Genomic DNA, 26,425 nt, shown 5'->3' on the forward strand with positions numbered 1-26,425 from the left:
GAAACCCTCCCTGGTCGACGTGTTGTGGCAGGTGACCACCGAACGCCCCGACCGCGACGGCTATCACCGCCGGTGCGTTGCGGGGGACGACTCATTGCCGGTCATTTTGTCAGCGCCGACCTATGCTGGACGCATGAGTACCGAACCGTTGGAGAACGAACGCCTCTCGTCGCCGAGCACCTCGACGGGTGTCCTCGAGCGTGAAGAGGTCCAACCGCAGTTGCAGGAACCGGGCGATCACGAACGGTTCAGCCACTACGTGAAGAAAGAGAAGATCCTCGAAAGCGCGCTGTCCGGAGACCCCGTCACGGCGTTGTGCGGCAAGGTCTGGGTGCCCGGTCGTGACCCGCAGAAGTTCCCGGTCTGCCCGGCCTGCAAAGAGGTGTACGAGAAGTTCGGCGCCGGCGGCGACGACTCCGGCGACTGACCTCACGAGATCAGACCAAGGCCCGGTGCAAGCACCACGCAGGGCCTTCGTCGTCCCTTCCGTCGCGGGAGTCGGAGAAGTCTGGAGCGATCTTTGTCCTCTCTTGACCTCGTCTTGACCGAGTTGTTTCTAGCCTGAGCGGGTTCCCCTGAGCCGGACGCCCCGCCGTCCGGCTGACGTCTTGGAAAGGACGCTCATGATCCGCCGTTCCACCACCGTGCTCGCCTCCGTCGCTCTCGCCGGTAGCGCCGCGTTCAGCCTCGCCCCCGGCGCGAACGCGAGCCTTTCGCTCGCCCAGGCCAAGATCGACTCCGCGTCGGTGTGTGTTCCCGACAGCCATGACCACGAAGGCGCCGGAGCGACCGCCCGGGTGAAGCACGGTTCCGGCAAGCACGACCCGAACGAGCTGACCCCGGCACAGGTGGCGGCCGCAGAGAAGAAATTCCAGGCGGACGCCGCTCACAAGGGGTTGGCGAAGAACGCCGACGGCAAGCTGACCAAGACCGGCGCAAAGGCAGCAAAGCCGGGTACCGGCACGTTCAGTGCCGCGGTCATCGACGTGTACTTCCACGTGATCACCGACGGCACCAAGGGTGCGCTGACCGACTCCGAGGTGTCGAGCCAGATCTCCGTGCTCAACCAGGCCTACAGCGGTTCGGGCTTCTCCTTCCGCCTGGTCTCGACCGACCGCACCAACAACGCCACCTGGTACAACGGCTTGGTGCACGGCTCGACCGCCGAGTCGCAGATGAAGTCCAAGTTGCGCAAGGGCGACATGGGCGACCTCAACGTCTACACCGCCGACCTCGGCCAGGACCTGCTCGGCTGGGCGACCTTCCCGACCAGCAGCCTGAGCTCTCGTGACGGCGTCGTACTGCTCGACGAGAGCCTGCCCGGCGGCAGTGCCGCGCCGTACAACCAGGGCGACACCGGCACCCACGAGGTCGGTCACTGGCTGGGCCTGTACCACACCTTCCAGGGCGGCTGTAAGGGTCAGGGCGACCAGGTGAGCGACACCCCCGCGGAGGCTTCACCGGCATCCGGTTGCCCGACCGGCCGCGACTCCTGCCCGTCGTCTGCCGGACTCGACCCGATCACCAACTTCATGGACTACACGAGCGACGTGTGCATGAACAAGTTCACCCCGGGGCAGGTCACCCGCATGCAGAACCAGTGGACGACCTACCGCGCCTGACCCACCGTCCTTGGTTGTGAGGCGCATCTGAACCAGCGCGTCGCGGCGGCCGAATCCCTCGAAAGTGGGGTCGGCCGCCGCGGTGCGTCCTGGGTGGCCTGGCGGGCTCGTTCCGCCTCACGGCGCTGACCTGCGCATTCGATCGTTGTCACCGTGGGCGGTTAGGGTTTGCCATCGTGAGTACCTCGGCCGCTTCCCATCTGTCGCCGGCCTTCCCCGAACGCGCAGCGTGGGGCACCGCCGGCAAATTGCGTGCCTGGCAGGCCGGGGCGATGCACACCTATTTCGAACATGAGCCCCGCGATTTCCTGGCAGTCGCGACCCCCGGTGCCGGCAAGACGACGTATGCATTGCGGCTGGCGACCGAGCTCATCGACCGCGGTGTCATCGACCAGGTCACGATCGTCGCGCCGACCGAACACCTCAAGGTGCAGTGGGCCGACGCCGCTTCACGGGTCGGGATCAACATCGACCCGCGCTTCACCAACGCCCAGGAGGAGCACGCCGCCGACTACGACGGCGTCGCGGTGACCTACGCGGGCGTCGCCAGCCGTCCGGCACTGCACCGCGCTCGCACCCTCGCCCGCCGCACGCTGGTGATCCTCGACGAGATCCACCACGGCGGCGACAACAAGTCGTGGGGTGACGCGATCCGCGAGGCCTTCGAGCCCGCGACCCGCCGGCTGGCGCTGACCGGTACGCCGTTCCGTTCCGACACCAGCCCGATCCCGTTCGTGCGGTACGAGGAGGGCGCCGACGGCATCCGTCGTTCGGCCAGCGACTACAGCTACGGGTACTCCGAGGCGCTGCGCGACGGCGTCGTCCGGCCGGTGCTGTTCATGGCGTACGGCGGGGCGATGCGGTGGCGTACCCGCGCGGGCGACGAGATCGCGGCCCGCCTCGGCGAACCCATGACCAAGGACGTCACGGCTGCCGCCTGGCGCACCGCACTCGACCCCAAGGGCGAGTGGATCCCTGCCGTGCTACGCGCCGCCGACAAGCGACTGTCCGAGGTGCGTCGGCACGTCCCGGACGCCGCAGGCCTGGTCATCGCCTCCAACCAGACGGCCGCGCGGTCGTATGCGCGCACGCTGGAGGAGTTGACCGGTGTCAAGCCGACCGTCGTGCTGTCCGACGACGCCGGGGCCTCGGCCCGCATCGAGCAGTTCGCCGAGTCCGACGACCGGTGGATGGTCGCGGTGCGCATGGTGTCCGAGGGCGTCGACGTCCCGCGTCTGTGTGTCGGCGTCTACGCCACCTCCACCTCGACGCCACTGTTCTTCGCCCAGGCGGTCGGACGCTTCGTCCGTGCCCGGCGACGCGGTGAGACGGCGTCGGTGTTCCTGCCCACCGTCCCGCTGATCCTCGAACACGCCGCCCGACTGGAGGAGCAGCGCGACCATGCGCTCGACCGCCCCAAGCCCGAGGGGGAGGAGCCGCTGTGGGCCGAGGAGGACGGCTTGCTCCAGGAGGCGAACCAGCAGGAGAAAGCGCTGGCCGACGAGCAGATGTCGTTCGAGGCGCTGGAGTCCGAGGCGGAGTTCGACCATGTGCTGTTCGACAAGCAGCAGTGGGGTCTGGGCAGCGAGACCGGTGGTGAGGACGAGCAGGAGTATCTCGGACTTCCCGGTCTGCTCGAACCCGACCAGATGACTCATCTGCTGCGTGAACGGCAAGCCAAGCAGCAGAGCAAGAGCAGCAAGAAGAAGCAGGAACAGGACGCCCCGCTCGCCGCTCACCGGGCGCTCGCGGCCCGGCGCAAGGAACTCAACTCACTCGTCGCCGCCTACGCCAAGAAGACGGGGCAGCCGCACGCGGTCATCCACAACGATCTGCGTGGGCAGTGCGGGGGGCCGACGCTGGACCGCGCCTCCAACGACGAGGTCGGCGCTCGCATCGATCTCATCCGACGCTGGTTCGTCGGCAAGCGCTGAACTCAACGGTCGAGCAGGCCGCGCTCGCGCAGGGTCTCGCGTAGCCCGTACGCCACATGGCCCGCACGACCGTGTGTGGTCTCGGCGTGCCAGAGCGAGGAGACGATCGCCTCCGCAGACGCCTCGAGCGTCGCGCTGAAGAACGGATCGAGATCCTTCTCGCGAACGCAGCCCGAGCGGGCGTCGTCCGCGCGGCGTGTGCTGAACGCGATTGCGTAGTCACCCGACCCGTGGCTGTACGCGGCACCGACCGTGCCCATCGCGTACACCCCGCGACGGGCGATGCGGCCGAGTTGGCGTGCATCGAGCGGGGCATCGGTCGCGACGACAACCACGCACGAATTTCCTTCCGGATCAGCCGTGTTGGCCGGTTCGACGGGCCGTCCGTCGAGTCGGAGATGGCCCGTGAAATTGGTCAGAGCCAGCACGCCGAGTCGCTGGTCTCCGACCGCACGGGACGCGGTGCCGATGCCGCCCTTGAATCCGAGGGCGCGCATTCCGGTGCCCGCTCCGACGGCACCGAGCGCGAAGTCGTCGCTCGCGTCGTCCAGGGCTGCGCGGACGTCCGCAGCCGTGACCGCCCGTTGCCGGATGTCGGACAGCCACGAGTCGTTGCACTCTGCGACCAACGGGTTGAGAGTGACCACGTCGGCACAGTCGGGACGGTCGAGCATCCATCCCACCAGCGCGTCCGCAGCACCGAACGCGCTGAGGGTGTTGGTGAGAACGATCGGGGTCTCCAACGTGCCCATCTCGGCCACCTGGGTCGAACCGATGAGCTTGCCGTGTCCGTTGCCGACGAACAACCCGCATGGCAGCGGTCGTTCCGGTGTCGGCACAGGCGTGGGGACGATGGCGGTCACGCCGGTGCGGACGTCGTCGCGCACGATCGTGCGGTGCCCGACGCGCACCCCCGGCACATCCTTGATGCTGCCGGTATCGGTGAGGACTGCGAGTCGATCGGTCATGGCCGAACGACCCTATCCTCCGCGTGCCGGCAGGTACGGTGCATCGCATGGTGAATGAGAACGACCTGGGCGGTGAGACCTCGCAGACGATGGATCGTGGCCTCGCGGTCATCGCCTTGCTCGCCGACCCGGCGCACGCAGGTGGGCTCACGGTCACCGAGATGGCCCAGAAGCTGAGTGTCGGGCGTCCGGTGATCTACCGTCTGGTCGCCTCATTGGCACGTCGCGACATCGTGATTCGCCGCATCGACGGACGAATCTCGTTGGGAGTGGGGCTCATTCACCTCGCCAACGCGGTTTGGCCGGGCCTGCGCGATGTCGCTTCACCGATCCTGCGGGAGCTCGCTGAGAACACCGGACTCACCGCGCACCTCACCGTCGCCGACCGCTCCGAGGCGCTCGCGATCGCTGTCGTCGAGCCGCGCTGGACGGGTCTGCACGTCTCCTACCGCGAGGGCACTCGCCACCCGCTGGAGGTGGGCGCCGCCGGCCGGGCGATCCTCGGCGGGCGCGACGGGAACGACTCGTGGGTGACCAGCGACGGCGAACTCCAGCCGGGTGCACACGGATTGGCCGCCCCGGTCATAGGCGCGCACGGGCTGGACGCCTCCATCGGCCTGGTCGCGATGGCGCCGTTCGACGGCGACCGTGTCGGTGCCGCGGTCCAATCAGCGGCATCCGATCTCGCCATCGCGCTCAACCACTGACCTCCACCAGCGGCTGAGTGCGATAGGGGACGAGCTCGGCGAGCGCGATCACCGTCGAACTGCGCACGACCACGTCCGTCGCGAGCACCTCGTCGATCACGCGTTGTAGATCGCCGTTGTCCCGACCGACGATCCGGATCCACAGGTCGCCCTCACCGGTGATCGTGTGTACCTCCAACACCTCCGGGACACCGGCCAGATGTGCGATGGCCGGGTCGTGTCCGTGCCGCTGGGCGATCGACAGGGTGCAGAACGCGGTGACCGGGAAGCCCATGGCGGCAGGGGAGAGGGAAGGGCTCTCCGAGGCGATCACGCCGCGCGAGCGCAGTTTGTCCAGGCGGGCTTGCACCGTGCCGCGGGCGACGCCGAGTTCACGGGCGGCGCCGAGCACTCCGATCTGCGGCTGAGCGTCCAGGAGGTGCAGCAGGCGGCGGTCGAGATGGTCCAACATGGTCGAACTGTACAGAGTTCACGCGCCCGCAGGTGTCAGTTTGTACATGATGATCAAGCTTGGAAGGCCCGGTTGAACAGTCTCTGTGGCTTGGGTCACAGTGTGTCCATGACTGACACCCCTGACCTCACTCCGCAGGAGCGCGAAGCCAACCTCGACTTCGACCAGTTGAAGCAGTTGGTCGGCCTCGTCGAGTACGACGCCAAGAACGACCCCTTCCCTGTCACCGGTTGGGACGCCATCGTCTTCGTGTCCGGAAACGCCACCCAGTCGGCGCAGTATTACCAGAGCGTCTGGGGCATGGACCTCGTTGCATACAGCGGCCCGGAGAACGGCAACCGCGACCACAAGTCGTTCGTGCTGAAGTCCGGCTCCATCAAATTCGTCATCAAGGGCGCGGTCGACCCCAACAGCGAACTGGTCGAGCACCACCGCAAGCACGGCGACGGCGTCGTCGACATCGCGCTCGAGGTGCCTGACGTCGACAAGTGCATCGATCGGGCCCGCTCGGTCGGCGCGAAGATCGTGCGTGAGCCGGAGGACATCACCGACGAGCACGGCACCGTCCGCATCGCCTCGATCGCCACGTACGGCGACACCGTCCACACGCTGGTCGACCGCTCCAAGTACGACGGTCCGTACCTGCCCGGCTACTCCGAGGCGTCCTCGACGTTCGTCAAGCGCGAGGGTCATCCCAAGCGTCTGTTCCAGGCCCTGGACCACATCGTGGGCAACGTCGAGCTCGGCAAGATGGACGAGTGGGTCACCTTCTACAACAAGGTCATGGGCTTTGTGAACATGGCCGAGTTCATCGGTGACGACATCGCCACCGACTACTCCGCGCTGATGAGCAAGGTTGTCGCGAACGGCAACCACCGGGTGAAGTTCCCGCTCAACGAGCCGGCCGTCGCCAAGAAGAAGTCGCAGATCGATGAGTACCTCGAGTTCTACTGCGGCCCCGGCGCACAGCACCTCGCCGTGGCCACCAACGACATCCTCAACTCGGTGGATGCGTTGCGCGCCAACGGAGTCGAGTTTCTCGACACCCCTGACTCCTACTATGAGGACCCGGAGCTGCGGGCCCGCATCGGCAACGTTCGCGTGCCGGTCGAAGAACTGCAGAAGCGCGGCATTCTGGTCGACCGCGACGAAGACGGCTACCTGCTCCAGATCTTCACCAAGCCGCTGGGTGACCGCCCGACGGTGTTCTTCGAACTGATCGAGCGGCACGGCTCGCTCGGGTTCGGCAAGGGCAACTTCAAGGCCCTGTTCGAGGCGATCGAGCGTGAGCAGGACCGCCGCGGCAACCTCTGACCGCCGCTGAGTGCCGAAACCTTCGGCACTCGAAGAGCCCCGACGACGGCCCGCCGTCGGGGCTCTTCGTTCTTCGAAACCTGGTTCCTCGAAACCTGGGTATGGGTGGGGCGTTCGCTGGTTAGGCTCGCCGACATGTCGCAGATCTCTCCCGCGCTCGCCGCACTGCAGGCCGCCGTCCGGTGGCGCACGGTCGCCGGGCCGGACAAGGACCCAGCTCAGTTCGAGGGGTTGCACGGCGACCTTCGGGCACACTTCCCGCGGCTGTTCGAGGCGTGCGAAAGCGTCGAACTTCCCGACCATGCACTGCTGCTGCGCTGGCGCGGATCCGGTGATGAACGGCCGGTGGTTCTCATGGCCCACCAGGACGTCGTGCCTGTCAACAGCTGCGACGACTGGACGCACCCGGCCTACGAGGCAGTGGCCGCCGACGGATTCCTCTGGGGGAGAGGCACCCTCGATTGCAAGGGGTCGTTGATCGCAATCTGCGCCGCGGTCGAACAGCTCATCGTCCAGGGGGTCACTCCCAGCCGGGACGTCTGGTTGTCCTTCTCGTCGGACGAGGAGATCGCCGGGCACACCGCGCCCGCGGCCGTCACAAAGTTGAAGCGGCGCGGGGTCGACCCGTGGTTCGTGCTGGACGAGGGCGGCATGGCGGTCACGGGCGTCTTCCCGGGCGTCGATGCTCCGCTCGCCGTGATCGGTCTCGCAGAGAAGGGGCTGGTCGTCGTCCGTCTGACTGCGCGCGCGGAAGGTGGGCATGCCTCGATGCCGCCTCGCAGGAGTGCGCCGGCGATCCTCGCGAAGGCGATCCTGGCGTTGGAGAAACACCCCGCACCGTCGAACCTGACCGAGCCGAGTCTGCGCATGCTGGAGACCATCGCGCCTCATGCCAAAGCGCCGGTCCGTCAGCTGCTGTCCCGCGCGGGTTCGATGCGGAAACCGCTGACCCAACTGCTCGCTCGCACGGGACCGGCGACCGCGGCCATGGTGCGGACCACCTACGCGGTCACCCAGCTGGAAGGGTCCCCGGCGCAGAACGTCCTGGCGACGGACGCGTCCGCCACGGTCAACGTCCGGGTGTCGATCGACGAGAGCGCCGAAAAGGCTGTTGCCCGGATTCGACGCATCCTGGGTGACGACATCGAGGTGGCCGTGCTGACCTCGTACGACCCGAGCCCGGTCGCAGCGATGGGTGACGCGTACGAACTCATCGCATCGGTCACCGAACAGGTCATGCCGGACGTCGTCCCGACGCCGTACGTGGTGATGGCAGCCACCGATGCTCGCCACTTCCAGCGGGAGTGGCCCGACTGCTACCGGTTCAATCCTTTCCGGATGACCGCGAGCCAGCGCGAGAGCCTGCACAACGTCGACGAGCGCCTGGAAGTGTCGTCCTTCGAGGAGGGAATCCGTTGGTACACAACACTTCTGACGCAGATCTGAGCAAGACCGGGCTCAAGGGCATCGGCGCTGTCGTCGGGTTCCTGGTCTGCGTCGAGATCGCCAGCGGTTTCCTGCAGGGTTTCTACACGCCGTTGTTCACCGACATCGCTCGTGAACTGCGCATCCGGGACGCCGACGTCAACTGGTTCGAGGCGGCACAGTTGACGGTCTCTGCGCTGGTCGTACCCATTCTCGCTCGACTGGGAGACGTGATCGGGCATCGCAAGGTGCTGCTGCTGTCGACGGTCGTCACCGCGGTCGCGACGTGGGCGGTTGCGTTCGCGCCGACCTTCTGGACCTTCCTCATCGCCTGGGCGTTCGCCGGTTTCTACGTGGTGTGGCTGCCGTTGGAGGTGGCGATCATCCACCGCCGCACGGAGGGCGACCCGAAACGCACCCGCCTTGCGGCCGCACTGCTGGTCTTCGGACTCGAGGTATCGGTCATCGCGGCTGCGGTGTTCGCCGGGGCGTTCGCACAAACCTGGTCGATGACCGCGTTGTTGTCGATCCCCGCCGTCGTGGTCACCCTCGCGATCCCGGCGATCTGGTTCGGGGTTCCGGAAGTGCCGGTGCTGCGCAGAGCGTCGCTCGACCTCGGCGGGTTCGCGCTGATCACCATCGCGTTGTCGCTGATGATGGGCGGTCTGATCCTGGTACGTCTGCGCGGCCCGCTCAGCGTCTGGCCGTTGATCCTGCTCGTCGCCGCGGTCGCGGCGTTCGTCGTGTTCGGGCGGTACGAGTTGGGCCACCACGAACCCCTGGTCGATCTGCGCGTACTCGGTGCCGGCCGGCAGTGGCCGATCCAGCTGACCGCGTTCCTGTTGGGAGTCTCCGTGCTCGGCGCCCAGATCCCGCTGTCGACCTTCGCGCGCACCGACCCGGACGTGACCGGCTACGGACTGGGGGCGACCGCGGCGAGCGTCTCGACGATCATCGGGCTCTACGTGATCACGCTTGCGATCGGCGCCCTGGCTCTGCCTTGGCTGGCGCGGCTGCTGACACCGAACGGCGCGCTCGTCCTGGGAGCGACGCTGGTCGGGGTCGGGTATCTGATGTTCCTGCCGCTCCATGACGGGCTGGCGCAGTTGATGATCAACATGGCTGTGGCCGGCCTCGGTTCCGGACTGCTGGTGGCGGCGCTCCCGGCGGCTGCGGCCGCGGAGGCACCGGACACCCATACCGGCTTCGTGACCGGGATGACCAACATGACCAAGACCATCGGCGGCGCGGTCGCCAGCAGTGTGTTCGCGATCGCGCTGGCGACCACCGGCAGCATCGACGCTAACGCCGCGGCGAACCACGCCTCGCTGGGCGGTTACCTGACGGTGTGGGCGATCTGTGGCGCCACGGCACTGCTCGCTGCGGTGATCCTTGCATTACGTGGACCCCGCACGCAGGGCTCGGGGAGTTGACTCGGCTCGGTCAGAGCGCAGCGGTCGGCTGCGTCACCGGACCTTCGAGGACAGCCGGCGCTGCACCGGTGTCGATAGCAGTGGCGGTGGCGGTGGCGGTGGTGGCGTCCGGGTTGTCACTCGAGTGCGCGGCGTCGAACCGGCGGGCCACCAGCCACCTGCTGAGGTCGCGGCCGAGGAAGACGCCCCACAACAGGATGGTGCTGAACGCCACGAGTACCAGCGCCAGGATGAATGCGGCCCCCACCAGTCCGTAGTCGGCGACCTGTTCGGTGATCTCGTTCGGCGCGAGCACCTGCACGGCGAGGATCAGAACGGTCGTGCCGAGACCGATCAGGACCGCACCGGGCAACAATTGCCCCCAGCGTGCCTTACCGCGCAACAGGATTCGTTGCGTCCACCAGTAGTAGCCGAACGCCGCGAAACCCGTGGTGAGTGCTTCGACCCAGCCCTCGACCGTGGCCGAGACGTTCCAGTTGCGGGTTGCGGTGTTGACCCACAGCGCCGAGGCGAACAGCACGGAGGTCATCAGAGCCCACACCAGATGCCGCCAGGCACTGAGCAGGTCGGCGTGCGGCAGACGCCAGATGCGTTCGAAGGTGCGCTGCATCGTCAACGAGACTCCGGTCGCGAACACGAACGAGATCAGGAAACCGGTGATGAAGGCTCCGGCGCCGTCGTGCGTACGAACCCGGAACAACTGCATGATCTCGTGTTGTGCGTCGCCCCGCAGTCCCATCGTGTCGGACAACAGCAACGCCACGTCGCCCATGTGCAGGGTGCGCGTGATCGCAGACATCGCAACGAGGAACGGCGCCGCGCACAGGACGTGTTGTGCGGCGAGCGCCAGGGAGTGCATGCCGAGTTCGAGTTCGTTCGACTCGCGATGAATCCGGCCGATCCGCGAGGCGGACCAGCGATCGGAGAGGGCCTGTAGCCCGAGCACGTTCACCGGCTCAGTGTGACACCAGGCGCCGACGATGCGGGGTGTCACAGCCGCACAACACAATGGATCCACAGGTCGCGGAAACCAGGACGCGGGTTCCGGCGTCCCAGGCCACGGCCCGCTTCGCGTACGGTGCTGTGGGCGTAAAACCAGGGGAACCCCGGGGGAGCAGGACCGATGGCGTACGACTATGACGAGCAACTCATCGAGGCGATGGGCGCTCGCCGGCAGCGACTCGCGCAAGCGTTGATGTACGGCCCCGACCGTTTGTTGCGTCGATGGACCAACCGGATCGGCACCCACCTGGCCTCTGCGTTCACCGCCGGCCTGGTCTGCGCGGTGTGTATCGCGGTGAGCTTCGTCAGCAATCTGTTGGCCAACGACCCGGCCCTCAAACGTAACCAGGCGCCCACCGGTTCGCAGACGACATCGCCCACGTTGAAGGACGCACCGCCGGGACGTGCGCTGTTGTCGACGGGCCTTTTCGCGCAGATCGCATTGCCGCGCATTGCCGCGCGTCGACGGTGAAGCCGACCGACTGACCGTGGCGGAGGGGCTCGCCGATCTCGTCGCCCGGGTGCGCTCGAGCGCGGTCGACACGGCTCCGCGCATCCGAGTGTTGCCGCCTGTGGTGCCGCACGATCAGTTGGCGGGATCACCGGCACCGGGGCTGGTTCCGCTCGGCCTGAACGAGATGACGTTGGCGACCGAGATGCTCGACGCTCTGGTTCTGTACATCGCGTTGTTTCCGAGGTGAACCTCAACGTGTTGATCTCCCGCCGGTCAGGCGGCGCGGCGGGTTTCGGGACGCTGCTGACGAAGCTCTCGACGACCACGGATTCGCTCGCTGACTACGCGGTCCCCACCGTCGACCGCGGTGACCCTGATATCAGCGCGTTGAGCCCCCGTGTGATCCTGACCCGCGCTGACATGTGCGACAGCCATCGCCTCACTGGTGAAGCCTCGCACCCAGAACGCGTAACCGTCCCAATCGCCCTGCCGCGCCAGCCCTTCGGTCGACCTCATCTGCGAGACCAGTTCCGCTTGTTCGGCCTGGTCCTTCGGCCACGGCGTGCATTCGGTCCCCAGGGTCCACACCGAGATACCGGTACGTTCTCGCATTCCGTGCACGAAGAGGTCGACCTGGTGCGCGATCTCCTCGGGAGTTTCCTGCGGCCGCGCCCAGACGACGCGGACGCTGACCTCTGCGACCGGCGCGGTGGTGGTCGTGTTCATCTGCTCAGACCTTCAGTGTTGAACGACACCGACTTCGGGACGACTTCGTCACCTACGCGTCATCGGGATGGTGAGGCTCTCGACCGGCAGGGGGTTCTGCCCCGCATCGAGGGAAGAGATCTCCTCGTCGGTGTAGGTCCGGCCTGAGTGCATGACTTCCGGCTCACGCCATGCGGTGTAGCTGAGTTGCTCGGGGGCCGAGGTTCCGTACACATCGCGCAACGCGACGACACAGCTGTGCGCGAGCTGGTCGAACCGTGCTGTGATCGCCGGAAGGTCGAGGCGAAACGTCCAGTTCGGCTGGGCATCGCAGTAAGGCGTCCAACCTGATTCTGCGAGCAGCTGCTCACCGTTGTCGTCGGCAGGGTGAGTGAGTTGTTGATTGCTGTTACTGGTGCACTCCGCTGCGACTGCGTCGTGGTCGGCGGCGAACTGCACATAGGCGTGAGTCGCTTCGTCCTGGACGACGAGGAATCCTCGATCCGGAAGTTCACGAATGGCACGCGCCAGTTGTGTCGTGAACTCCTCCCAGCCCAGTCCCGCCTGCTGCACGCTCACGCGGCCCACTCCTTGTTCGCCTTCCGCAGGTCGACCTCGGGTTGAGTGAGGTACAGCGCCTCCACAACTTTCGAGCGGACGATCATGACACCGCCCCGTGATTCCAGATCGAAGTAGGCGCGATCAACCTCGCCGCGAAGCAATGCGCCTTTACCCCAACGCTTTTCGGCACCGTCGACGTAATCGGCGAAGCGGTCGGCGATGAATCGAGCAAAGTCGTCGGTGATGTTCTTCTCGTGATCGGTGAGGGTCAGCATGATCGTCTTCACGGGGTCATCTGCCGGTCCGATGCCCTCGACGTCGGGAAAGCTCAGTCCGAAGCGGTCGTTGGAAACCCATCCGTCCTGGTCCTGGGTCCAGCCGATCTCGCTGGACAACTCCGCGGCCTCCCGCTCGGTCATCGGCCAGTTCGCGTCCACCCAGAACTGCAGCATGTCGAGCGCTTCATCGACCGGAATCGACTGCCAGATGGACCGCACCGTCAATGAGGTAGCTCGTCGAGCCCGTTCAGCTCGAGCGTTTTCTGAGTGGCATCGACAACCTGTTGGGCGGACCAGTCGTCGGGCAGGGTCAGCAGAGTGCCGGTCTCTACTCGCTCTGCCTGAACCCCGTCGGCGACGTGATCGATTCTGCCGACGGCGTCAGCGAGCCAGAGCCGATACCCGGGAGTGATCTTCCAGTTTCCGCGGCGCGCCAGACGCTGCATTTCGATCGTTCCGAGCCGAACCATCAGGGGATCCCACCCCTCGACCGCTGAACTGACGACAGCATCGGTGAAGGCCCGCGGGATATGTTCACCGTCGACCGCGGTGACCTCGATGTCAGCGCGTTGAGCCGGGATGCGTCCCCCCGTGTGATCCTGACCCGCGCTGACATGCGCGACTGCCACCGCCTCACTGGTGAAGCCTCGCACCCAGAACGCGTAACCGTCCCAATCGCCCTGCCGCGCCAGCCCTTCGGTCGACCTCATCTGCGAGACCAGTTCCGCTTGTTCTGCCTGGCCCTTGGGCCACGGCGTGCGTTCGGTCCCCAGGGTCCACACCGAGATGCCGGTACGTTCTCGCATTCCGTGCATGAACAGATCGACCTGGTGCGCGATCTCCTTGGCGGTTTCCTGCGGCCGCGCCCATACAACGCGGACGCTGACCTCTTCAACCGACGTGGTGTTAGCCTCGGTCTTTCATGAGGTCGTGATCGACGGTGTTGCTGCGTGAGTTCGCTCGGTGATGTTCCGTGGGGATGACGAGGTGCCGGCTGGCGCTGCCGGTCTGCGGTTCTCCGGGTGGTGATGTCGTGGGCGGACGGGTTGGGTCAGGCTGGCCACGGGATGGCGGCGATGTTCGCGAAGACCGCGACGATCGCGGTGGCCCAGGGCCACGTTTCAGGGATCTTCAACCGTCGTCGCCGCTGACCGTGGGTCAGCCGGGCGGGGACGTGAAGAAGCCTGTACCGCAACGCTTTCGGCTCGCACGATGCCAGTGGAGCGGCGTCGCCGGTCAGGGCGAGCACCCGGGTCCAGGCGACCAGATCAGCCGCGATCATGGTCAACGCCAGCCACGCGGTATTGATCGCGAATTCCCGCGAGGGGAACCGTCCGAGGCCGGTGTCTTTGGCGTGCCGGATCCGGTCCTCGACCCGGGCATGCGCACGGTGCCGCGCTTCGAGGAACGCGAGCTGCCCGGTGCTGGTGTTGGTGACGAAGGCTTGGTAGCGCCACCCGTCGGTCTCCTCGAACAGCGACAGTTGTGCTCCGGGGTGCGGCCGTTCACGGCGCACGATCACCCGCATCCCGGCCGGCCACTTCTCCAGGTTCAGCAGCCCGGTCAGCTCGGCGACGTCACCACCCTCGCGCACCCCGCCGTCCGCGTTCGTCGCGGGCGACCACACCTGCTGCGGGACCAGCCTGATCGCCTCGCGGATCTTCTCGGTGACCGCGAACCCGATCGAGTACTCCAGGCTGCGGCCACGGATCTGACCTTGTTCGGTGAGCCAGTCCAGCAGCCCATGGGATGCGCCAGCGCCATCGGATCGGATCAGCAGATCGCGACGGTGGGTTGCGGGGACCTGCGCGATCGCGTCGGTGAGGACCTCGATGTGATCGGTCGCCGTGTTCGACCCCGCTCGACCGGTGCGCAGCTTCGCTGCGAGAAACTCCTGCGTGTTGTCGCACCATACGCCGAGCGGATGGAACCCGAAGGTCCGCTTGAACGTCGGCGCAGCATGCTCCTTGTCACTGTGAGCGATCACGATCGTGGCATCGACATCGAGCGCCACGGTCGAGCCGAGGTCACTCCCGAGGTCACTCCCGAGGTCACTGCCGGCGACCTTGCTCGCCGGGACGCCGCCCGGCAACTGCGCCCACACGTGGCGTCGGGTGCGTGCCCGCGCGATGGCGATCTTCTTCAGCCGACCGGGCGTGACTTCGTCCAAGGTGCGCCACACCGTTGGTGGCGAGGCGACCGGACCCAGCACCCCGGACTGATGGCGCAGCACGTCGATGTCGGCGATCGCCTCACCGCCATCGGCGAGCATCACCGCGACATCGACCAGGACCCGGCCACGGTCGTGGACCGGGGTGAACGAGTGGCGCGCCATCGCTGCAGCGAGACCACCCGTCAGGCCGGTTCGGTCGGCCAGCAGCCGAAGTCCGACACTCCCCGCGTGGGCCACCACGCCGACACCATCACCGGACACGGACAACCCACTGGACCACAAAGTACGCTTCACCTACGGAGTGCCTTCCAATCTGGAGATCTTGAACCGTCGCAAGTCCAAGTTTCCCCTGCTGGGCAGGCACTTCCGTGCTTCTACGCGCCGATCACTCCGCGGCACCGTGAACGATCCGGGTTAGTCGGGTTCATCTGTTCAGACCTTCGGTGTGTGAATGACGTTGATCGCGAAGATACCTCGGGAGGGTGGTTTCCTGGATAGTGGACGTCGCCCGAGCGGTACCGACCAGCCGCAGTCTCGTCGACGCCCAATGTCGGCACCGGCCGGCCTTCTCTACCCCAGCCGTCGCCACGATTGCGTGCGACCCAGTCTCGCGACTGGGGATCCCAACACATCTCCCACCCCTCGGGCTCCTCGCGGATTCTCCAGCACGACGGGACGACCGGTCCGCGGATCCACCCGGACACCATCGGCGTTGGTGGGCGCGTTTCTCAACGCCACCTCGACGTCGGCGGGCGCATAGGCCCGGGGAGCCTGGGATGCAGGCACAGTGTCGCGAACGGTCTGTTCGCGCTCGGGCAACGAGTGGCCGACACGGGCGTCCAGTTCGCGATGATCGGGTACCGCTGGGCGACCGAACGACATGTCATCACTCCCGCGTCGGTGAATCCCGCACTCCCCGCGGCGCTCGTGGCCGACCCCGCCCGCTTTCCGGGGCTGACCAGCCGGACGCTGCGGGCACACGTCGGCGACCACCTGCGCGAACACGGCCGTCACTGGGTGATGGCGTTCGAATCGCCGCACGACACCACTCGCGAGCAGTTGCGCCAACTGATGCAACGTTGGGGAAGCGCGCTGGAACTGCTGCGTACCCACGACGAGATCGCCCTGGCCGTAGCGCGTCAGCGGGACAACTGAGCACGGCTGTTCGCCTCCTCCCCAGGGGGAGGTACGCGGTCGGTGGTCGCCGCCGCCCGAGGCGGTTGACACAATGCGGACATGAGCGAACGTGCGTCCGGCTGGTATCCGGATCCGAACGACCCGGACACCCTGCGGTACTGGGACGGAATCCTGTGGACCGACCGGACGATGCCCCGCGTCAAGCCGGGCCTGGAGAAGTCCCACATCAGCGCGGCGCCGCAGGTGCCCCAGCACCACCAGCACCCGCACCTCCCGCATCCGGGCCAGCACCGGCCCGGTCAGCAGCAGAGCAGTCCGAACGGTCCGTATCGTGGCCGGTTCCAGCCGGCGTCCGCCACGGCACGCACACCGGACGGCGCCGAACTCGCACCGTTCTGGCGTCGAGCGCTGGCATTCATTGTCGACAACATCCTGACCTCCGCGATCGCCGCGCCGCTGGCTTGGCCCTGGTTGTCGGACTGGGTGCACGTGGTCCGCACCTACTTCAACGAGAGTCTGGACGCTGCCCGCGAAGGCCGGGGTACACCCGACGCCCCGGACGCGCTCTACAACTTCCCCTGGCAGGTCGGACTCGTCGCCGTCGCGGTCTACTTCGTGTACGAGGTGGCCCTGACAGTATGGCGTGGCCAGACCGTCGGCAAGATGCTGCTGGGCATCAAGGTGCGCCGGGAGGAGAACGACAAACCGCCCACCTTCGGTGCCGCCGTCTACCGGTTCGCGGTCAAACAACTCACCTCGATCGTCGGCCCTGTTCCGTTGCTGAGCTTCCTGGTGACGATCTTCCAGATCGTCGACTACCTGCGCCCGCTGAGCGACCGCATGAACCAGGCCTTCCACGACTCGTGGCCCGGCACCTATGTGGTGCGCAAGCAGCGCGGTGGTGCAAGTAAGGAGCAGACACCACCCGGCGACCGCATGTACTGAGAATCACTGAGCAGCAACAGAATCGGCGCACCCACTCCGGGTGCGCCGACTCTGTTCCTGCCGCCGATCAGGCGGACCTCGTCATACCGTGCGGGTCGATGACGTACTTCTTCGCGGCTCCTTGGTCGAAATCGGAGTAGCCCTGCGGGGCGTCGTCCAGGGAGATGACCGTCGCGTTGACGGCCTTCGCGACATCGGCCTTGTCCGCGAGGATCATCTTCATCAGACCGCGGTTGTACTTCTCACCGGGCACTGGCCGGTGTAGAAGGAGTGCGACTTCGCCCAACCCAGGTCGAGCCGGACGCCGAGCGTGCCTTCCTTGGCGCTGTCGTCGACAGCACCGGGGTCGCCGGTCACGTAGAGTCCGGGGATCCCGATGCCGCCCCCGCCCGCGCGACCGTCATGCAGGGTTACCGGTTTGTCGGACACATGATCTCGGCTCTCGGCTCGCGGGCACGACGCCCGCCGGTCGGGAGGTCAGGTGCGCGCCGGGAGGATCCTGCCGGTGACCTCGCCCAGGCCGATGCGTGCGCCGTCGGTGCCCGGGGCGGTCGCGCGCAAAGTGACGATGTCGCCGTCCTCGAGGAATGATCGGGTCGATCCGTCGGCGAGCGCGAACGGCTCCTTGCCGCTCCAGGAAAGTTCGAGGAAGCTGCCGCGCTCGTCCTTCTCATCGCCCGACACCGTGCCCGAGGCGAACAAGTCGCCGGTGCGCAGGCCGGCGCCGTTGACCGTCATGTGCGCGAGCATCTGGGTCGGTGACCAGTACATCGTGGAGTACGGAGGACGGCTCACGACCTGACCGTTGATCTCGACCTCGATCGCGATGTCGAGTCCGAAGAGGTCGTCGCCCTGCAGGTACGGCAGCGGTTGCGGATCCTGTTTCGGCAGAGCCGTTTTCGCCGCCCGGAGCGTCGCCATCGGGGTGATCCAGGCAGCGAGCGAGGACGCGAACGACTTGCCGAGGAACGGGCCGAGCGGCACGTACTCCCAGGCCTGGATGTCGCGTGCCGACCAGTCGTTGAACAAGCCGACTCCGAACAGGTGGTCGCTCGCCTCGTCGATGGACACCGGGCTGCCGACCGCCGTGTCGCCGCCGACGACGAACCCGAGCTCGGCTTCGATGTCGAGCCTGATGCTCGGGCCGAACGTCGGTTCGGTGTCGGTGGGGGCTTTGCGCTGACCGCACGGCCGGACGATGTCGGTGCCGCTGACCACGACGGTTCCGGAGCGGCCGTGATATCCGATCGGCAAGTGCTTCCAGTTGGGCGTCAACGCGTCACCGTCGGGTCGGAAGATGCGTCCGACATTCGTGGCGTGGTTCTCGCTGGCGTAGAAGTCGACGTAGTCGGCGACCGCGATCGGCAACTGCATGGTCAGGTCGTCGAGGGGGTGGAGCCGAGCCAGCACGGCATCACGCCGGCTCTGGTCATGCAACGTTTCCTGCAACCAGGTTCGTGCCGCCGCCCAGGAAGAAGGTCCTTGTGCAACAAAGGCATTGAGGTTCGGCTGCGACCACGCATCTATCCAGGCGGCTCCGTCGGCGTCGGTCGCAAGGCCCGCCAGGTCGACGGCGTGATCTCCCAGCCGGGCGACCACGTGGGGTGCGTGGCACGCCTTGGTGGCGACACCGTAGGGGAGGTTGTCCAGGCCGAAGAGTTCGGTGGTGGGCAGGTCGGTCACAGGTTCTCCTCGATGAGTCCGAGCGTGCGAAGGTCACGGATGGGGTCGTCGACGTCGCAGCAGCCGTACGACTGGAACAGGTTGCGGACGTCATGGGCGCGGCCATCGTCGATCCGGCCGACGTGTTCGAGCACGCGGGCGGCCTCGCGTTCGTCGAGGATCGCTTCGAGGTCGACGGCGGTGACGCCGTCGAGCACGGCGTTCACGGCGGCGAGCACGTTGAGGAAACCGAACTCGCGTTCGTCGCCGGCGCCGTGGCTGATCGCGTGATGCATCTCGCCGGTCAGCTTGAACGAGACCTCTCGCTCATGGCAGACGACAATGAACGCCGCCAGTTGGGCGCAGGAGGGGACGTCGTTGTTCGGCGTCGCGCCGGTGCGCAGTTTGGCCAGCACTTGAAAGCGGTGCGGCACAAGCGAATCCAGGCCGCGCTCATAATCGCCGGCGGGTAGTTCGACGGCGACGGGGACGCCCAGTCCGATGATCTTCTCCCAGCCTCCCTGTCGGGCCAGCTGCACGCCGGCGAGGGCGTGCGTCGAGTCCTCCGCGACGGCGTCCGCCGACCCAAGGACCTCATCGAGGTCGGCGCCCGGACGTCCGATGACCACGACGGTGACCGGGTGCACCTCCTGCAGGATGCGGTCGATCAGCGCCGGTGGTGCAAGCAACGAGCCGACGTATCGCGCGTCGACCGTCGCGGCGCGCTCGAACCGGCGCTGCAGAGCGACGTCGACGGGGTAGCTACCGGGCGGGAAGACGGCGGCGTCGTCGAAGAGGCCGGCGAACAACGCGAGGGGCGACGCGGACTGCGACCGGCGGGACGGCGTTGACATGAGCCACACCGTACTGAATGCTCGTAGCGAAAAGTAGAACAGTCGCGTCCGATTATCGGTCGTGCGGTTGGGCCTCGCTCCGGTGTTGTGGGCTCGCGAGAAGTGAAGGGGAGAAGCAACGTGGCTTTCTACCGGTCCCAGGGCTCGGTGCCCCCGAAGCGGCACACCCAGCACCGCAACGCCGACGGCGACCTCTACTACGAGGAGTTGATGGGTGAGGAGGGGTTCTCCTCCGATTCCTCGTTGCTGTATCACCGCTACATCCCGTCGGCGATCAGCGATGCCCGCGACTGGCCACTGACCGACGCGCTGCGCACCACACCGAACCATCCGCTGTTGCCGAGGCGTCTCAAGCTGCACGACCTGTTCGGTCCCGACCAGGAGGGCGTCGACGTCGTCACCGGTCGCCGGCTCGTGCTCGGCAACGCCGACGTGCGCATCTCCTACGTCGTCGCCGATGCACCGAGCCCCTGGTACCGCAACGGCATCGGTGACGAATGCGTGTACATCGAGCGCGGTGGCGCCCGCGTCGAGACCGTGTTCGGTGCTTTCACGGTCGGCCAGGGCGACTACATGCTGATCCCGCGGGCGACCACACACCGCTGGATCCCGCTGGCCGAGGGCGACGAAGGTTTCGTCGAACCGCTGCGCGCCTACCCGATCGAATCCAACTCCCACATCGCGCCGCCCAAGCGCTACCTGTCCAAGTTCGGTCAGCTGCTGGAGCACGCGCCGTTCTGTGAGCGGGACCTGCGCGGGCCGCAGGGGCCGCTGCTCGCCGAGGACGTCGGCGCCGAACCGTCCGAGTCCACCGAGGTCTACATCAAGCACCGCGGCTCGACCGGCATCGTCGGCACCGTCTACACCTATCCCTTCCACCCGCTCGACGTCGTCGGCTGGGACGGCTGCCTCTACCCGTACGCGTTCAATGTCGACGACTTCGAACCGATCACCGGACGCGTCCACCAGCCGCCGCCCGTCCACCAGGTGTTCGAGGGCTACAACTTCGTCATCTGCAACTTCGTGCCGCGCAAGGTCGACTACCACCCCTTGGCGATCCCGGTGCCGTACTACCACTCGAACGTCGACAGCGACGAGGTCATGTTCTACGTCGACGGCGACTACGAAGCGCGCAAGGGATCGGGGATCCGCAGGGGTTCGATCTCGCTGCACCCGGGTGGTCACGCGCACGGCCCGCAGCCGGGTGCAACCGAGAAGTCGATCGGGGTCGAAGCGTTCGACGAACTCGCTGTCATGGTCGACACGTTCCGTCCGCTCGAACTCGGAGAAGCCGGCCAGGCGGTCGACGACGGCAAATATGCCTGGAGTTGGATCGGCGGACGGATCAATACGCCGGTCGAGTAGGTGCGAGCCCCCTGGGGCGAGTGCCGCGATCGAGACCCCATGAGGTGCGACGGCCGACCGGTCAACTCTTGTCCGAACGGCAGGTAAACAGTTCGTCATGCTTTGCCGACCGGTCTTCTCCCGGCGGTGAGGCGCGGCTAGCGTCGATGGGTACCCCTGCCCGCACAGCCTGGAGCACCATGTCCGACAAGTTGCAGACCACCCGCCGTCAGATGCTCGGAATGGCGGTGGTCGGCGGTGCCGGCTTGTTCGCCGCGTCCGCGCCGTCCGCTCAGGCCAAGCCGAACGGCGCCCGCCTCACCGTGCTCGGCACCACCGACCTGCACGGCAACATCTTCAACTGGGACTACTTCAAGAACGCCGAGTACGACGACCGCACCCACAACGACATCGGCGCCGCCAAGTGCTCGACGTTGATCAAGGCGATGCGGCAGGAGCGGGGCGCAGACTCCTGCATCACGCTCGACGCGGGTGACACGATCCAGGGAACGCCGCTCGCGTATTACTACGCGAAGATCGACCCGATCACCAAGGGGTCGACCCACCCGATGGCGTTGGCGATGAACGAGATCGGGTACGACGCCGCGGCGATGGGTAACCACGAGTTCAACTACGGACTCGACACGTTGGACGAGTTCCGTCGCCAGGTGAACTTCCCGATGCTCTGCGCGAACGCCCTCGACTGGAACACCCGTCGTCCGGTGTACCCGAGTTATGTCATCAAGACGGTGAAGCTGAAGGGGCACAAGCCGATTCGTGTCGGCATCGTCGGCCTGGTGACGCCCGGTGTGTCTATCTGGGACAAGGCGATCGTCGACGGCAAACTGCGGTTCAACGGGATCGTCGAGCAGGCCAAAGTCGTCATCCCGCAGGTGAAGCGGGCGGGTGCGGACGTCGTCATCGTGTCGGCCCACTCCGGTGCCGACACCTCGTCCTCCTGGGGTGACGCGTTGCCGTACCTGGAGAACGCGTCCTCGGTGCTGGCCGAAGAAGTGCCGGACATCGACGCGATCCTCGTCGGGCACGCACACAAGGAGATCCCGCAGCGGTACGTCACCAACAAGGCGACCGGCAAGCAGGTCCTGCTCTCCGAGCCGCTGTACTGGGGCATGCGGGTGACGGTCATGGACCTTGACCTGGTGAAGGTGCGCGGCCAGTGGCAGGTGCAGTCGTCGTCGGCAACTCTGTTGAATGCCAACACTGTTCCCGAAGACCCGAAGGTCGCTGCCCTCGTCGGCCCAGCCGACCAGAAGGTGCTCGCCTACGTCAACGGCGTGATCGGCACCAGCAAGGTCGCGATGTCCGCGGCAACCTCGCGCTACGAGGACACACCGGCGATCGACTTCATCAACTACGTGCAGGCGAAGGCGGTGCAGGACGCGCTCGTGGGTACGCCGTACATGAACCTGCCGGTGCTGTCGATCGCCGCCCCGTTCAACAAGGCTGCGGCCATTCCGGCCGGTGAGGTCACCGTCCGCGACGTCGCGGGCCTGTACATCTTCGACAACACCCTGATGGCGATCACGTTGACCGGCAAGCAGATTCGGGCCTATCTCGAGACGTCGGCTCAGTACTTCAAGCAGGTCTCGGGCACCGGTCCGTTCACCGCCGACCAGGTCACGAACGCGTCCACGCCGCAGGCTCCGAGCGGCACGCCCGACTACAACTACGACATCGTGGCCGGCCTGGACGAGCGCCTCACCTACGACATCGACATCGCGTCCGCTCCCGGCAACCGCATCCGCAACCTCGAGTACGGCGCAGAACCGTTGGTCGACGAAGCGACCTTCGTCATCGCGATCAACAACTACCGCGCCTCCGGCGGCGGCAGCTTCCCGGGGGTCACCACGGCGCCGGTGATCTACAACCAGCAGGTCGAGATCCGACAGTTGCTCATCGACTGGGTCACCGCGAACAAGGTCATCGACCCGCCGCTGTTCGCCTCGGACGACTGGCGCCTGGTCTCAGGCTCGACCGCGATCACCGTCACCGAATAGCAGCGATTCTCGGTGAGCACGAAGGCCGCACCCGTTCGGGTGCGGCCTTCGTGGTGAGCCGCCGGGGACCCATCGGGCGCTAGTCCTCGGTTGTGTTCTCGTTCGAACGCGCGCTGGTTGAGCCGGACAACCGAGGGACGAGGTTGCCCGCGCCGAAACCACGGTGACAAACACGAGGACGGGACCACGTGGTGTCGGGTTGTCCGAACCAGCGGCCGGGGCGGGTGGGTTCAGCTTCGGACGACGGGGGTGCCGGTCAGGCCGACTTCGTTGTCGCGCAACGCTCTCAAGGCGTCCGCAGTAGTGCTGGATGAAACGCCGGCGGTGAGGTCGAGCAGCACGGTGGTGTCGAAGCCGGCGGCCTTGGCATCCAGTGCGGTTGCCTTGACGCAGAAGTCGGTGGCAATGCCGCATACGTCCACGGATGAGACCTCGCGCGAACGCAGCCAGTCGACAAGTGCCCCGTCGTCCTCGCTCTTGCCCTCGAACCCGCTGTAGGCCGCTTCGTACTCGCCCTTGCGGAACGTGCGGTCGGTGCGCTCGATCGCGGGCAGCACCTCCGGCCTGAAGTCGGCTCCTGCCGTGCCCACCTCGCAGTGCACCGGCCAACTGTCGACGAAGTCGGGGGAGTCGGACCAGTGGGTGCCAGGGTCGATGTGCCAGTCGGCCGTCGCCACGATCGTCGTGTAGTCGTCGCCCTGCGCTCTGACGTACTCGGCGATCTCGGACGCGACCTGGGTGCCGCCCGCCACGGCGAGCGAACCACCCTCACAGAAGTCGTTCTGGACGTCGACGATGATCAGCGCGCGAGTCATGACAACGAGGGTATTGCGTCATCGCCGCGTGCGCGGGAACACCTCGGCGGACGCGAGCGCCGCGACGCACCGAAGCTCGGTTGGTGCTGGGCGAACAACCGTTACTCCTGGCTGGGATTCGCCTCTGCTGCCGAACGCATCCGACGTCGGTGCGGCCGATCTCAGGAGCGTGCGGACTCGTCCTGATAGATCGTCGGGATGACGGCCTCGCCGCGAGACATCTGCAGCGCTTTGGCGGGCAGCTCGGCCCGTGACTGCTCGTGCCGCTTGCGAGCCTCCTCGATCCCGGAGTGGTCGACGCGCCTACCGTCCTTGAACAACTCCACCATCAGGTGCCGGTCGTTGGAGTCGCCGTCGGGGATCTCACCGATGCCGATGATCTCGGCCTCCGCGATCCCGGACGTGTTCAGCCGGCGCATCGCGTACTTGCGACCCGCGACCGACTTCTTGTCCTTGCTGGCCTTGGCGACGCCGACCATCTGGCCGTTGTCGTCCTCCCGCTGCACCAACTTGTAGACCATGCTCGCCGTCGGTGCGCCCGATCCGGTGACCAGCGAGGTGCCGACGCCGTACGCGTCCACGGGCCCGGCCTGCAACGCGGAGATCGCGTACTCGTCCAGGTCGGAGGTGACCACGATCTTGGTGTCGGTCGCGCCGAGGTCGTCGAGCTGCTTGCGTACCTCGCGGGCCTGCACGAGCAGGTCGCCGGAGTCGAGGCGGACACCGCCGAGCTCGGTGCCGGCCACCTGCACGGCGATGTTCACCGCGTTGGTGACGTCGTAGGTGTCGACCAATAGCGTGGTGTCCTTGCCGAGGGAGTCGACCTGCGCCTGGAAGGCCTCACGTTCGTTGTCGTGCACGAGGGTGAACGCGTGTGCGGCGGTGCCCTTGGTGGGAACGCCGTAACTGCGTCCGGCCTCGAGGTTGGAGGTGGTGTCGAACCCTGCGATGTACGCCGCGCGGGCAGCAGCGACGGCAGACCATTCGTGGGTGCGGCGAGAGCCCATCTCGATGCAAGGGCGTCCGTCGGCCGCAGCGGTCATGCGGGAGGCTGCAGCGGCAATTGCACTGTCGTGATTCATGATCGACAACACGAGTGTCTCGAGGATCACGCCCTCGGCGAAGGTCGATTCCACGACGAAGACAGGAGAGCCGGGGAAGAAGGTCTCGCCCTCGGCATAGCCCCAGATGTTGCCCTTGAACTCGTAGTTCGCCAACCACTCCAACGTCGGCTCGTCGACGACCTTCGTGCGGCGCAGGTGCTCGAGTTCGGCATCCCCGAACCGGAACTGCTCGATGAGATCCAGGACGCGACCGGTGCCGCCGACGACCCCGTAACGGCGACCGTCCGGCAGGCGTCGGGCGAACACCTCGAAGATGCTCCGACGGTGTGCGGCACCGCTGTTCAGGGTGGCCTGAAGCATCGTGAGCTCGTAGTGGTCGGTCAGCAGGGCCGTGCTCGCAGCAGCGGCGACATCCTTTTCCGTGGTCACGCGGTTCACCCTATGGTGGGAGGCGTGTCCGTGGCTCCTCCCGAGGTCGAAGAGGTCGTCGAGATCGACTTCGGCACAGAAATCGACAAACCCTGGGTTACCATCGTCTGGAACGACCCGGTCAACCTGATGTCCTACGTGACCTGGGTGTTCCAGACCTACTTCGGCTACTCCAAGGAGAAGTCCGAGCAACTGATGATGGCCGTGCACCACGAGGGCCGCGCCGTCGTCTCGCACGGCACGCGTGAGCGGATGGAGACCGATACCGCTGCGATGCACGGGTATTCGCTGTGGGCGACCTTCCAGAAGGACGAGTGATGGCACAGGCGTTCGTCCGCAAGGGGAAGAAGTTCGTCGGTGTCCTGGACCGCATCGAGCGCAGCGTCGTCATCGACCTGCTCGACCAGACCCGCGAACTGGTCGCCCCCGAGGAGACAGAGAAGACGGGCGACCCGTTCACCGACCTGGTGGCCGGTCTCGGTGACGAGTACGACCCTCGAGAGGTGGCCGGACGGGACCCCGTCGTCCGCCGCATCCTGCCCGACGGGCACCGGGACGACCCCGAGGCCAGCGCCGAGTTCCGTGCCGCGACCGAACGCAACCTGCGCGAGCAGAAGACCCGAAAGCTGACCGCCGCCATCGACCTGCTCTCCGGTGTCTGCGAGCGCGAGTCACGCATCGAACTCACCGAGGGCGACGCGGTCACGTTGATGATGGCGCTCGCGGACGTCCGCCTTGCGCTGGGGGAGCGGCTCGGTCTGCGCACCGACGAGGACAGCCTCAAACTGCACGCCGACCTCAATTCCGAGCAGGCGTTGGAAGAACCGAGGCTGACCCTTATGTACTACTACGAGTTTCTCACCTGGTTGCAGGAGACCATCTCGCTCGCGCTCGTCGACTGACCCAAGGAGCACCATGTGCGAGCGGACCGACACCGATGGGGGTCGAGCTCGAACTGCGTGGTACCCCGACGCAGGTGAAGGAGCGCAAGGTGGTCGTCGACATCACCCTCGCCGCGGACGGCGAGATGTGCGCGACCGGCACCGTCATCGCCGTGCTCGCGCCCGACTCGATGTTCGAAGCAGCGCGCACCGCCGGCTGAGGTCGAAGGGGCGGGTAGCCGCCTAGAA

General features: G+C 66.5%; 29 protein-coding genes and 1 pseudogene. 17 read left to right on the forward strand and 13 right to left on the reverse strand.

Features of this window, described 5'->3' with window-relative positions:
* Positions 1-133 precede the first annotated feature (133 nt).
* The 3 genes from MF407_RS03940 to MF407_RS03950 all read left to right on the forward strand — a co-directional run bounded on the left by MF407_RS03940 (position 134) and on the right by MF407_RS03950 (position 3,556).
* Positions 134-427 (forward strand): DUF3039 domain-containing protein, encoded by a 294-nt coding sequence (locus MF407_RS03940; protein ID WP_129625741.1) that lies wholly within the window; start codon positions 134-136, stop codon positions 425-427.
* A gap of 196 nt (positions 428-623) precedes the next feature.
* The gene (locus tag MF407_RS03945; protein ID WP_239701391.1) at positions 624-1,622 is read left to right on the forward strand and encodes a zinc metalloprotease; all 999 of its coding nucleotides are present in this window, start codon (positions 624-626) and stop codon (positions 1,620-1,622) included.
* 176 nt (positions 1,623-1,798) lie between these two features.
* Positions 1,799-3,556 (forward strand): DEAD/DEAH box helicase, encoded by a 1,758-nt coding sequence (locus MF407_RS03950; protein ID WP_239701393.1) that lies wholly within the window; start codon positions 1,799-1,801, stop codon positions 3,554-3,556.
* A gap of 2 nt (positions 3,557-3,558) precedes the next feature.
* On the opposite strand, the gene MF407_RS03955 is transcribed toward MF407_RS03950, so the two are convergent.
* Complete coding sequence (locus tag MF407_RS03955; protein WP_129625738.1) at positions 3,559-4,524, reverse strand: P1 family peptidase; 966 nt, start codon at positions 4,522-4,524, stop codon at positions 3,559-3,561.
* Positions 4,525-4,571: 47 nt separating this feature from the next.
* On the opposite strand from MF407_RS03955, the gene MF407_RS03960 reads away from it, so the two are divergent.
* Positions 4,572-5,231 (forward strand): helix-turn-helix domain-containing protein, encoded by a 660-nt coding sequence (locus MF407_RS03960; RefSeq protein ID WP_129625737.1) that lies wholly within the window; start codon positions 4,572-4,574, stop codon positions 5,229-5,231.
* Here the strand turns inward: MF407_RS03960 and MF407_RS03965 are convergent.
* Positions 5,221-5,682, reverse strand: a complete 462-nt coding sequence (locus MF407_RS03965) for an Lrp/AsnC family transcriptional regulator (RefSeq protein WP_129625736.1) — start codon at positions 5,680-5,682, stop codon at positions 5,221-5,223. The genes MF407_RS03960 and MF407_RS03965 overlap by 11 nt on opposite strands.
* Positions 5,683-5,790: 108 nt before the next feature.
* Between MF407_RS03965 and hppD the strand changes: the two genes are divergently transcribed.
* The 3 genes from hppD to MF407_RS03980 all read left to right on the forward strand — a co-directional run bounded on the left by hppD (position 5,791) and on the right by MF407_RS03980 (position 9,854).
* On the forward strand, positions 5,791-6,996 hold the full coding sequence (gene hppD, locus MF407_RS03970; RefSeq protein ID WP_239701395.1) for a 4-hydroxyphenylpyruvate dioxygenase: 1,206 nt from the start codon (positions 5,791-5,793) through the stop codon (positions 6,994-6,996).
* 135 nt (positions 6,997-7,131) lie between these two features.
* A complete protein-coding gene (locus MF407_RS03975) occupies positions 7,132-8,442 on the forward strand; it encodes a M20/M25/M40 family metallo-hydrolase (RefSeq protein ID WP_239701397.1) in 1,311 nt (436 codons plus the stop codon).
* Complete coding sequence (locus MF407_RS03980; RefSeq protein ID WP_239701398.1) at positions 8,412-9,854, forward strand: MFS transporter; 1,443 nt, start codon at positions 8,412-8,414, stop codon at positions 9,852-9,854. The genes MF407_RS03975 and MF407_RS03980 overlap by 31 nt, the downstream gene beginning before the upstream one ends.
* Before the next feature lie 10 nt (positions 9,855-9,864).
* Here the strand turns inward: MF407_RS03980 and MF407_RS03985 are convergent, their stop codons facing one another.
* Entirely contained in the window at positions 9,865-10,806 is a 942-nt protein-coding gene (locus tag MF407_RS03985) for a hypothetical protein (RefSeq protein WP_129625732.1), read from the reverse strand.
* Between the two features lie 171 nt (positions 10,807-10,977).
* On the opposite strand from MF407_RS03985, the gene MF407_RS03990 reads away from it, so the two are divergent.
* Together MF407_RS03990 and MF407_RS03995 are read left to right on the forward strand one after the other, a co-directional pair.
* Positions 10,978-11,328, forward strand: coding sequence for a hypothetical protein (locus tag MF407_RS03990; protein ID WP_129625731.1), 351 nt, complete (start codon positions 10,978-10,980; stop codon positions 11,326-11,328).
* Between the two features lie 16 nt (positions 11,329-11,344).
* Positions 11,345-11,557, forward strand: coding sequence for a hypothetical protein (locus MF407_RS03995; protein WP_239701399.1), 213 nt, complete (start codon positions 11,345-11,347; stop codon positions 11,555-11,557).
* A gap of 26 nt (positions 11,558-11,583) precedes the next feature.
* Here MF407_RS03995 and MF407_RS04000 read toward each other — a convergent pair whose 3' ends face one another.
* From MF407_RS04000 to MF407_RS04020, 5 genes are all read right to left on the reverse strand, one after another.
* Entirely contained in the window at positions 11,584-12,036 is a 453-nt protein-coding gene (locus MF407_RS04000) for a hypothetical protein (protein ID WP_239701400.1), read from the reverse strand.
* Positions 12,037-12,084: 48 nt separating this feature from the next.
* The gene (locus MF407_RS04005) at positions 12,085-12,594 is read right to left on the reverse strand and encodes a hypothetical protein (RefSeq protein WP_239701401.1); all 510 of its coding nucleotides are present in this window, start codon (positions 12,592-12,594) and stop codon (positions 12,085-12,087) included.
* Positions 12,591-13,073, reverse strand: coding sequence for a DUF6301 family protein (locus tag MF407_RS04010; protein ID WP_239702845.1), 483 nt, complete (start codon positions 13,071-13,073; stop codon positions 12,591-12,593). Before MF407_RS04010 ends, MF407_RS04005 begins: the two co-directional genes overlap by 4 nt.
* 2 nt (positions 13,074-13,075) lie before the next feature.
* The gene (locus MF407_RS04015; RefSeq protein WP_239701402.1) at positions 13,076-13,660 is read right to left on the reverse strand and encodes a hypothetical protein; all 585 of its coding nucleotides are present in this window, start codon (positions 13,658-13,660) and stop codon (positions 13,076-13,078) included.
* Between the two features lie 245 nt (positions 13,661-13,905).
* Positions 13,906-15,321: an IS1380 family transposase gene (locus MF407_RS04020; protein WP_239701403.1), complete on the reverse strand. Its 1,416-nt coding sequence runs from the start codon at positions 15,319-15,321 to the stop codon at positions 13,906-13,908.
* Between the two features lie 528 nt (positions 15,322-15,849).
* Between MF407_RS04020 and MF407_RS04025 the strand changes: the two genes are divergently transcribed.
* On the forward strand, positions 15,850-16,182 hold the full coding sequence (locus MF407_RS04025) for a hypothetical protein (protein ID WP_239701404.1): 333 nt from the start codon (positions 15,850-15,852) through the stop codon (positions 16,180-16,182).
* An 81-nt stretch (positions 16,183-16,263) separates the two neighbouring features.
* On the forward strand, positions 16,264-17,109 hold the full coding sequence (locus MF407_RS04030) for an RDD family protein (protein WP_239701406.1): 846 nt from the start codon (positions 16,264-16,266) through the stop codon (positions 17,107-17,109).
* 67 nt (positions 17,110-17,176) lie between these two features.
* Here MF407_RS04030 and MF407_RS04035 read toward each other — a convergent pair.
* The 3 genes and pseudogenes from MF407_RS04035 to MF407_RS04045 form a co-directional block, all read right to left on the reverse strand.
* Positions 17,177-17,496: pseudogene (locus MF407_RS04035) on the reverse strand (formaldehyde dehydrogenase, glutathione-independent); the annotation flags it as partial.
* A gap of 90 nt (positions 17,497-17,586) precedes the next feature.
* Positions 17,587-18,792 carry a fumarylacetoacetase gene (fahA, locus tag MF407_RS04040; RefSeq protein WP_239701407.1) on the reverse strand — a complete coding sequence of 402 codons (1,206 nt, stop codon included), beginning with the start codon at positions 18,790-18,792 and terminating at the stop codon, positions 17,587-17,589.
* Positions 18,789-19,625, reverse strand: a complete 837-nt coding sequence (locus MF407_RS04045; RefSeq protein ID WP_239701408.1) for a hypothetical protein — start codon at positions 19,623-19,625, stop codon at positions 18,789-18,791. The genes fahA and MF407_RS04045 overlap by 4 nt, the downstream gene beginning before the upstream one ends.
* A 120-nt stretch (positions 19,626-19,745) precedes the next feature.
* On the opposite strand from MF407_RS04045, the gene MF407_RS04050 reads away from it, so the two are divergent.
* Positions 19,746-20,990 carry a homogentisate 1,2-dioxygenase domain-containing protein gene (locus tag MF407_RS04050; RefSeq protein ID WP_239701409.1) on the forward strand — a complete coding sequence of 415 codons (1,245 nt, stop codon included), beginning with the start codon at positions 19,746-19,748 and terminating at the stop codon, positions 20,988-20,990.
* A gap of 179 nt (positions 20,991-21,169) precedes the next feature.
* Complete coding sequence (locus MF407_RS04055; protein WP_239701410.1) at positions 21,170-22,987, forward strand: 5'-nucleotidase C-terminal domain-containing protein; 1,818 nt, start codon at positions 21,170-21,172, stop codon at positions 22,985-22,987.
* Between the two features lie 230 nt (positions 22,988-23,217).
* Here the strand turns inward: MF407_RS04055 and MF407_RS04060 are convergent, their stop codons facing one another.
* A complete protein-coding gene (locus MF407_RS04060) occupies positions 23,218-23,802 on the reverse strand; it encodes an isochorismatase family protein (protein WP_239701411.1) in 585 nt (194 codons plus the stop codon).
* Positions 23,803-23,814: 12 nt separating this feature from the next.
* Between MF407_RS04060 and MF407_RS04065 the strand changes: the two genes are divergently transcribed.
* Positions 23,815-23,988 (forward strand): DUF5701 family protein, encoded by a 174-nt coding sequence (locus MF407_RS04065; RefSeq protein ID WP_239702846.1) that lies wholly within the window; start codon positions 23,815-23,817, stop codon positions 23,986-23,988.
* Here MF407_RS04065 and MF407_RS04070 read toward each other — a convergent pair.
* Positions 23,964-25,295 carry a nicotinate phosphoribosyltransferase gene (locus MF407_RS04070; RefSeq protein WP_345770824.1) on the reverse strand — a complete coding sequence of 444 codons (1,332 nt, stop codon included), beginning with the start codon at positions 25,293-25,295 and terminating at the stop codon, positions 23,964-23,966. The genes MF407_RS04065 and MF407_RS04070 overlap by 25 nt on opposite strands.
* 24 nt (positions 25,296-25,319) lie before the next feature.
* On the opposite strand from MF407_RS04070, the gene clpS reads away from it, so the two are divergent.
* From clpS to MF407_RS04085, 3 genes are read left to right on the forward strand one after another with little or no spacing between them, the layout of a single operon-like run.
* Positions 25,320-25,613, forward strand: a complete 294-nt coding sequence (gene clpS / locus MF407_RS04075; RefSeq protein ID WP_239701412.1) for an ATP-dependent Clp protease adapter ClpS — start codon at positions 25,320-25,322, stop codon at positions 25,611-25,613.
* Positions 25,613-26,197 carry a DUF2017 family protein gene (locus MF407_RS04080; RefSeq protein WP_239701413.1) on the forward strand — a complete coding sequence of 195 codons (585 nt, stop codon included), beginning with the start codon at positions 25,613-25,615 and terminating at the stop codon, positions 26,195-26,197. Before clpS ends, MF407_RS04080 begins: the two co-directional genes overlap by 1 nt.
* A gap of 35 nt (positions 26,198-26,232) precedes the next feature.
* Positions 26,233-26,397, forward strand: a complete 165-nt coding sequence (locus MF407_RS04085) for a hypothetical protein (RefSeq protein ID WP_168990232.1) — start codon at positions 26,233-26,235, stop codon at positions 26,395-26,397.
* Positions 26,398-26,425 lie beyond the last annotated feature (28 nt).

Origin of the sequence: Yimella sp. NH-Cas1 (assembly GCF_022359705.1) — a bacterium.
GTDB lineage: Bacteria > Actinomycetota > Actinomycetes > Actinomycetales > Dermatophilaceae > Yimella > Yimella lutea.

Bases quoted from the DNA above. Each gene is read 5' to 3' on its own strand.
- MF407_RS04085 (WP_168990232.1), top strand. From the start codon at position 26,233: ATGGGGGTCGAGCTCGAACTGCGTGGTACCCCGACGCAGGTGAAGGAG.
- MF407_RS03990 (WP_129625731.1), top strand. From the start codon at position 10,978: ATGGCGTACGACTATGACGAGCAACTCATCGAGGCGATGGGCGCTCGC.
- MF407_RS03955 (WP_129625738.1), bottom strand. From the start codon at position 4,524: ATGACCGATCGACTCGCAGTCCTCACCGATACCGGCAGCATCAAGGAT.
- MF407_RS04015 (WP_239701402.1), bottom strand. From the start codon at position 13,660: ATGCGAGAACGTACCGGCATCTCGGTGTGGACCCTGGGGACCGAACGC.
- MF407_RS04060 (WP_239701411.1), bottom strand. From the start codon at position 23,802: ATGACTCGCGCGCTGATCATCGTCGACGTCCAGAACGACTTCTGTGAG.
- MF407_RS04030 (WP_239701406.1), top strand. From the start codon at position 16,264: ATGAGCGAACGTGCGTCCGGCTGGTATCCGGATCCGAACGACCCGGAC.
- MF407_RS04045 (WP_239701408.1), bottom strand. From the start codon at position 19,625: ATGTCAACGCCGTCCCGCCGGTCGCAGTCCGCGTCGCCCCTCGCGTTG.
- MF407_RS03960 (WP_129625737.1), top strand. From the start codon at position 4,572: ATGGTGAATGAGAACGACCTGGGCGGTGAGACCTCGCAGACGATGGAT.
- MF407_RS03965 (WP_129625736.1), bottom strand. From the start codon at position 5,682: ATGTTGGACCATCTCGACCGCCGCCTGCTGCACCTCCTGGACGCTCAG.
- MF407_RS03975 (WP_239701397.1), top strand. From the start codon at position 7,132: ATGTCGCAGATCTCTCCCGCGCTCGCCGCACTGCAGGCCGCCGTCCGG.
- hppD (WP_239701395.1), top strand. From the start codon at position 5,791: ATGACTGACACCCCTGACCTCACTCCGCAGGAGCGCGAAGCCAACCTC.
- MF407_RS04055 (WP_239701410.1), top strand. From the start codon at position 21,170: ATGTCCGACAAGTTGCAGACCACCCGCCGTCAGATGCTCGGAATGGCG.
- MF407_RS04080 (WP_239701413.1), top strand. From the start codon at position 25,613: ATGGCACAGGCGTTCGTCCGCAAGGGGAAGAAGTTCGTCGGTGTCCTG.
- MF407_RS03940 (WP_129625741.1), top strand. From the start codon at position 134: ATGAGTACCGAACCGTTGGAGAACGAACGCCTCTCGTCGCCGAGCACC.
- MF407_RS04000 (WP_239701400.1), bottom strand. From the start codon at position 12,036: ATGAACACGACCACCACCGCGCCGGTCGCAGAGGTCAGCGTCCGCGTC.
- MF407_RS03945 (WP_239701391.1), top strand. From the start codon at position 624: ATGATCCGCCGTTCCACCACCGTGCTCGCCTCCGTCGCTCTCGCCGGT.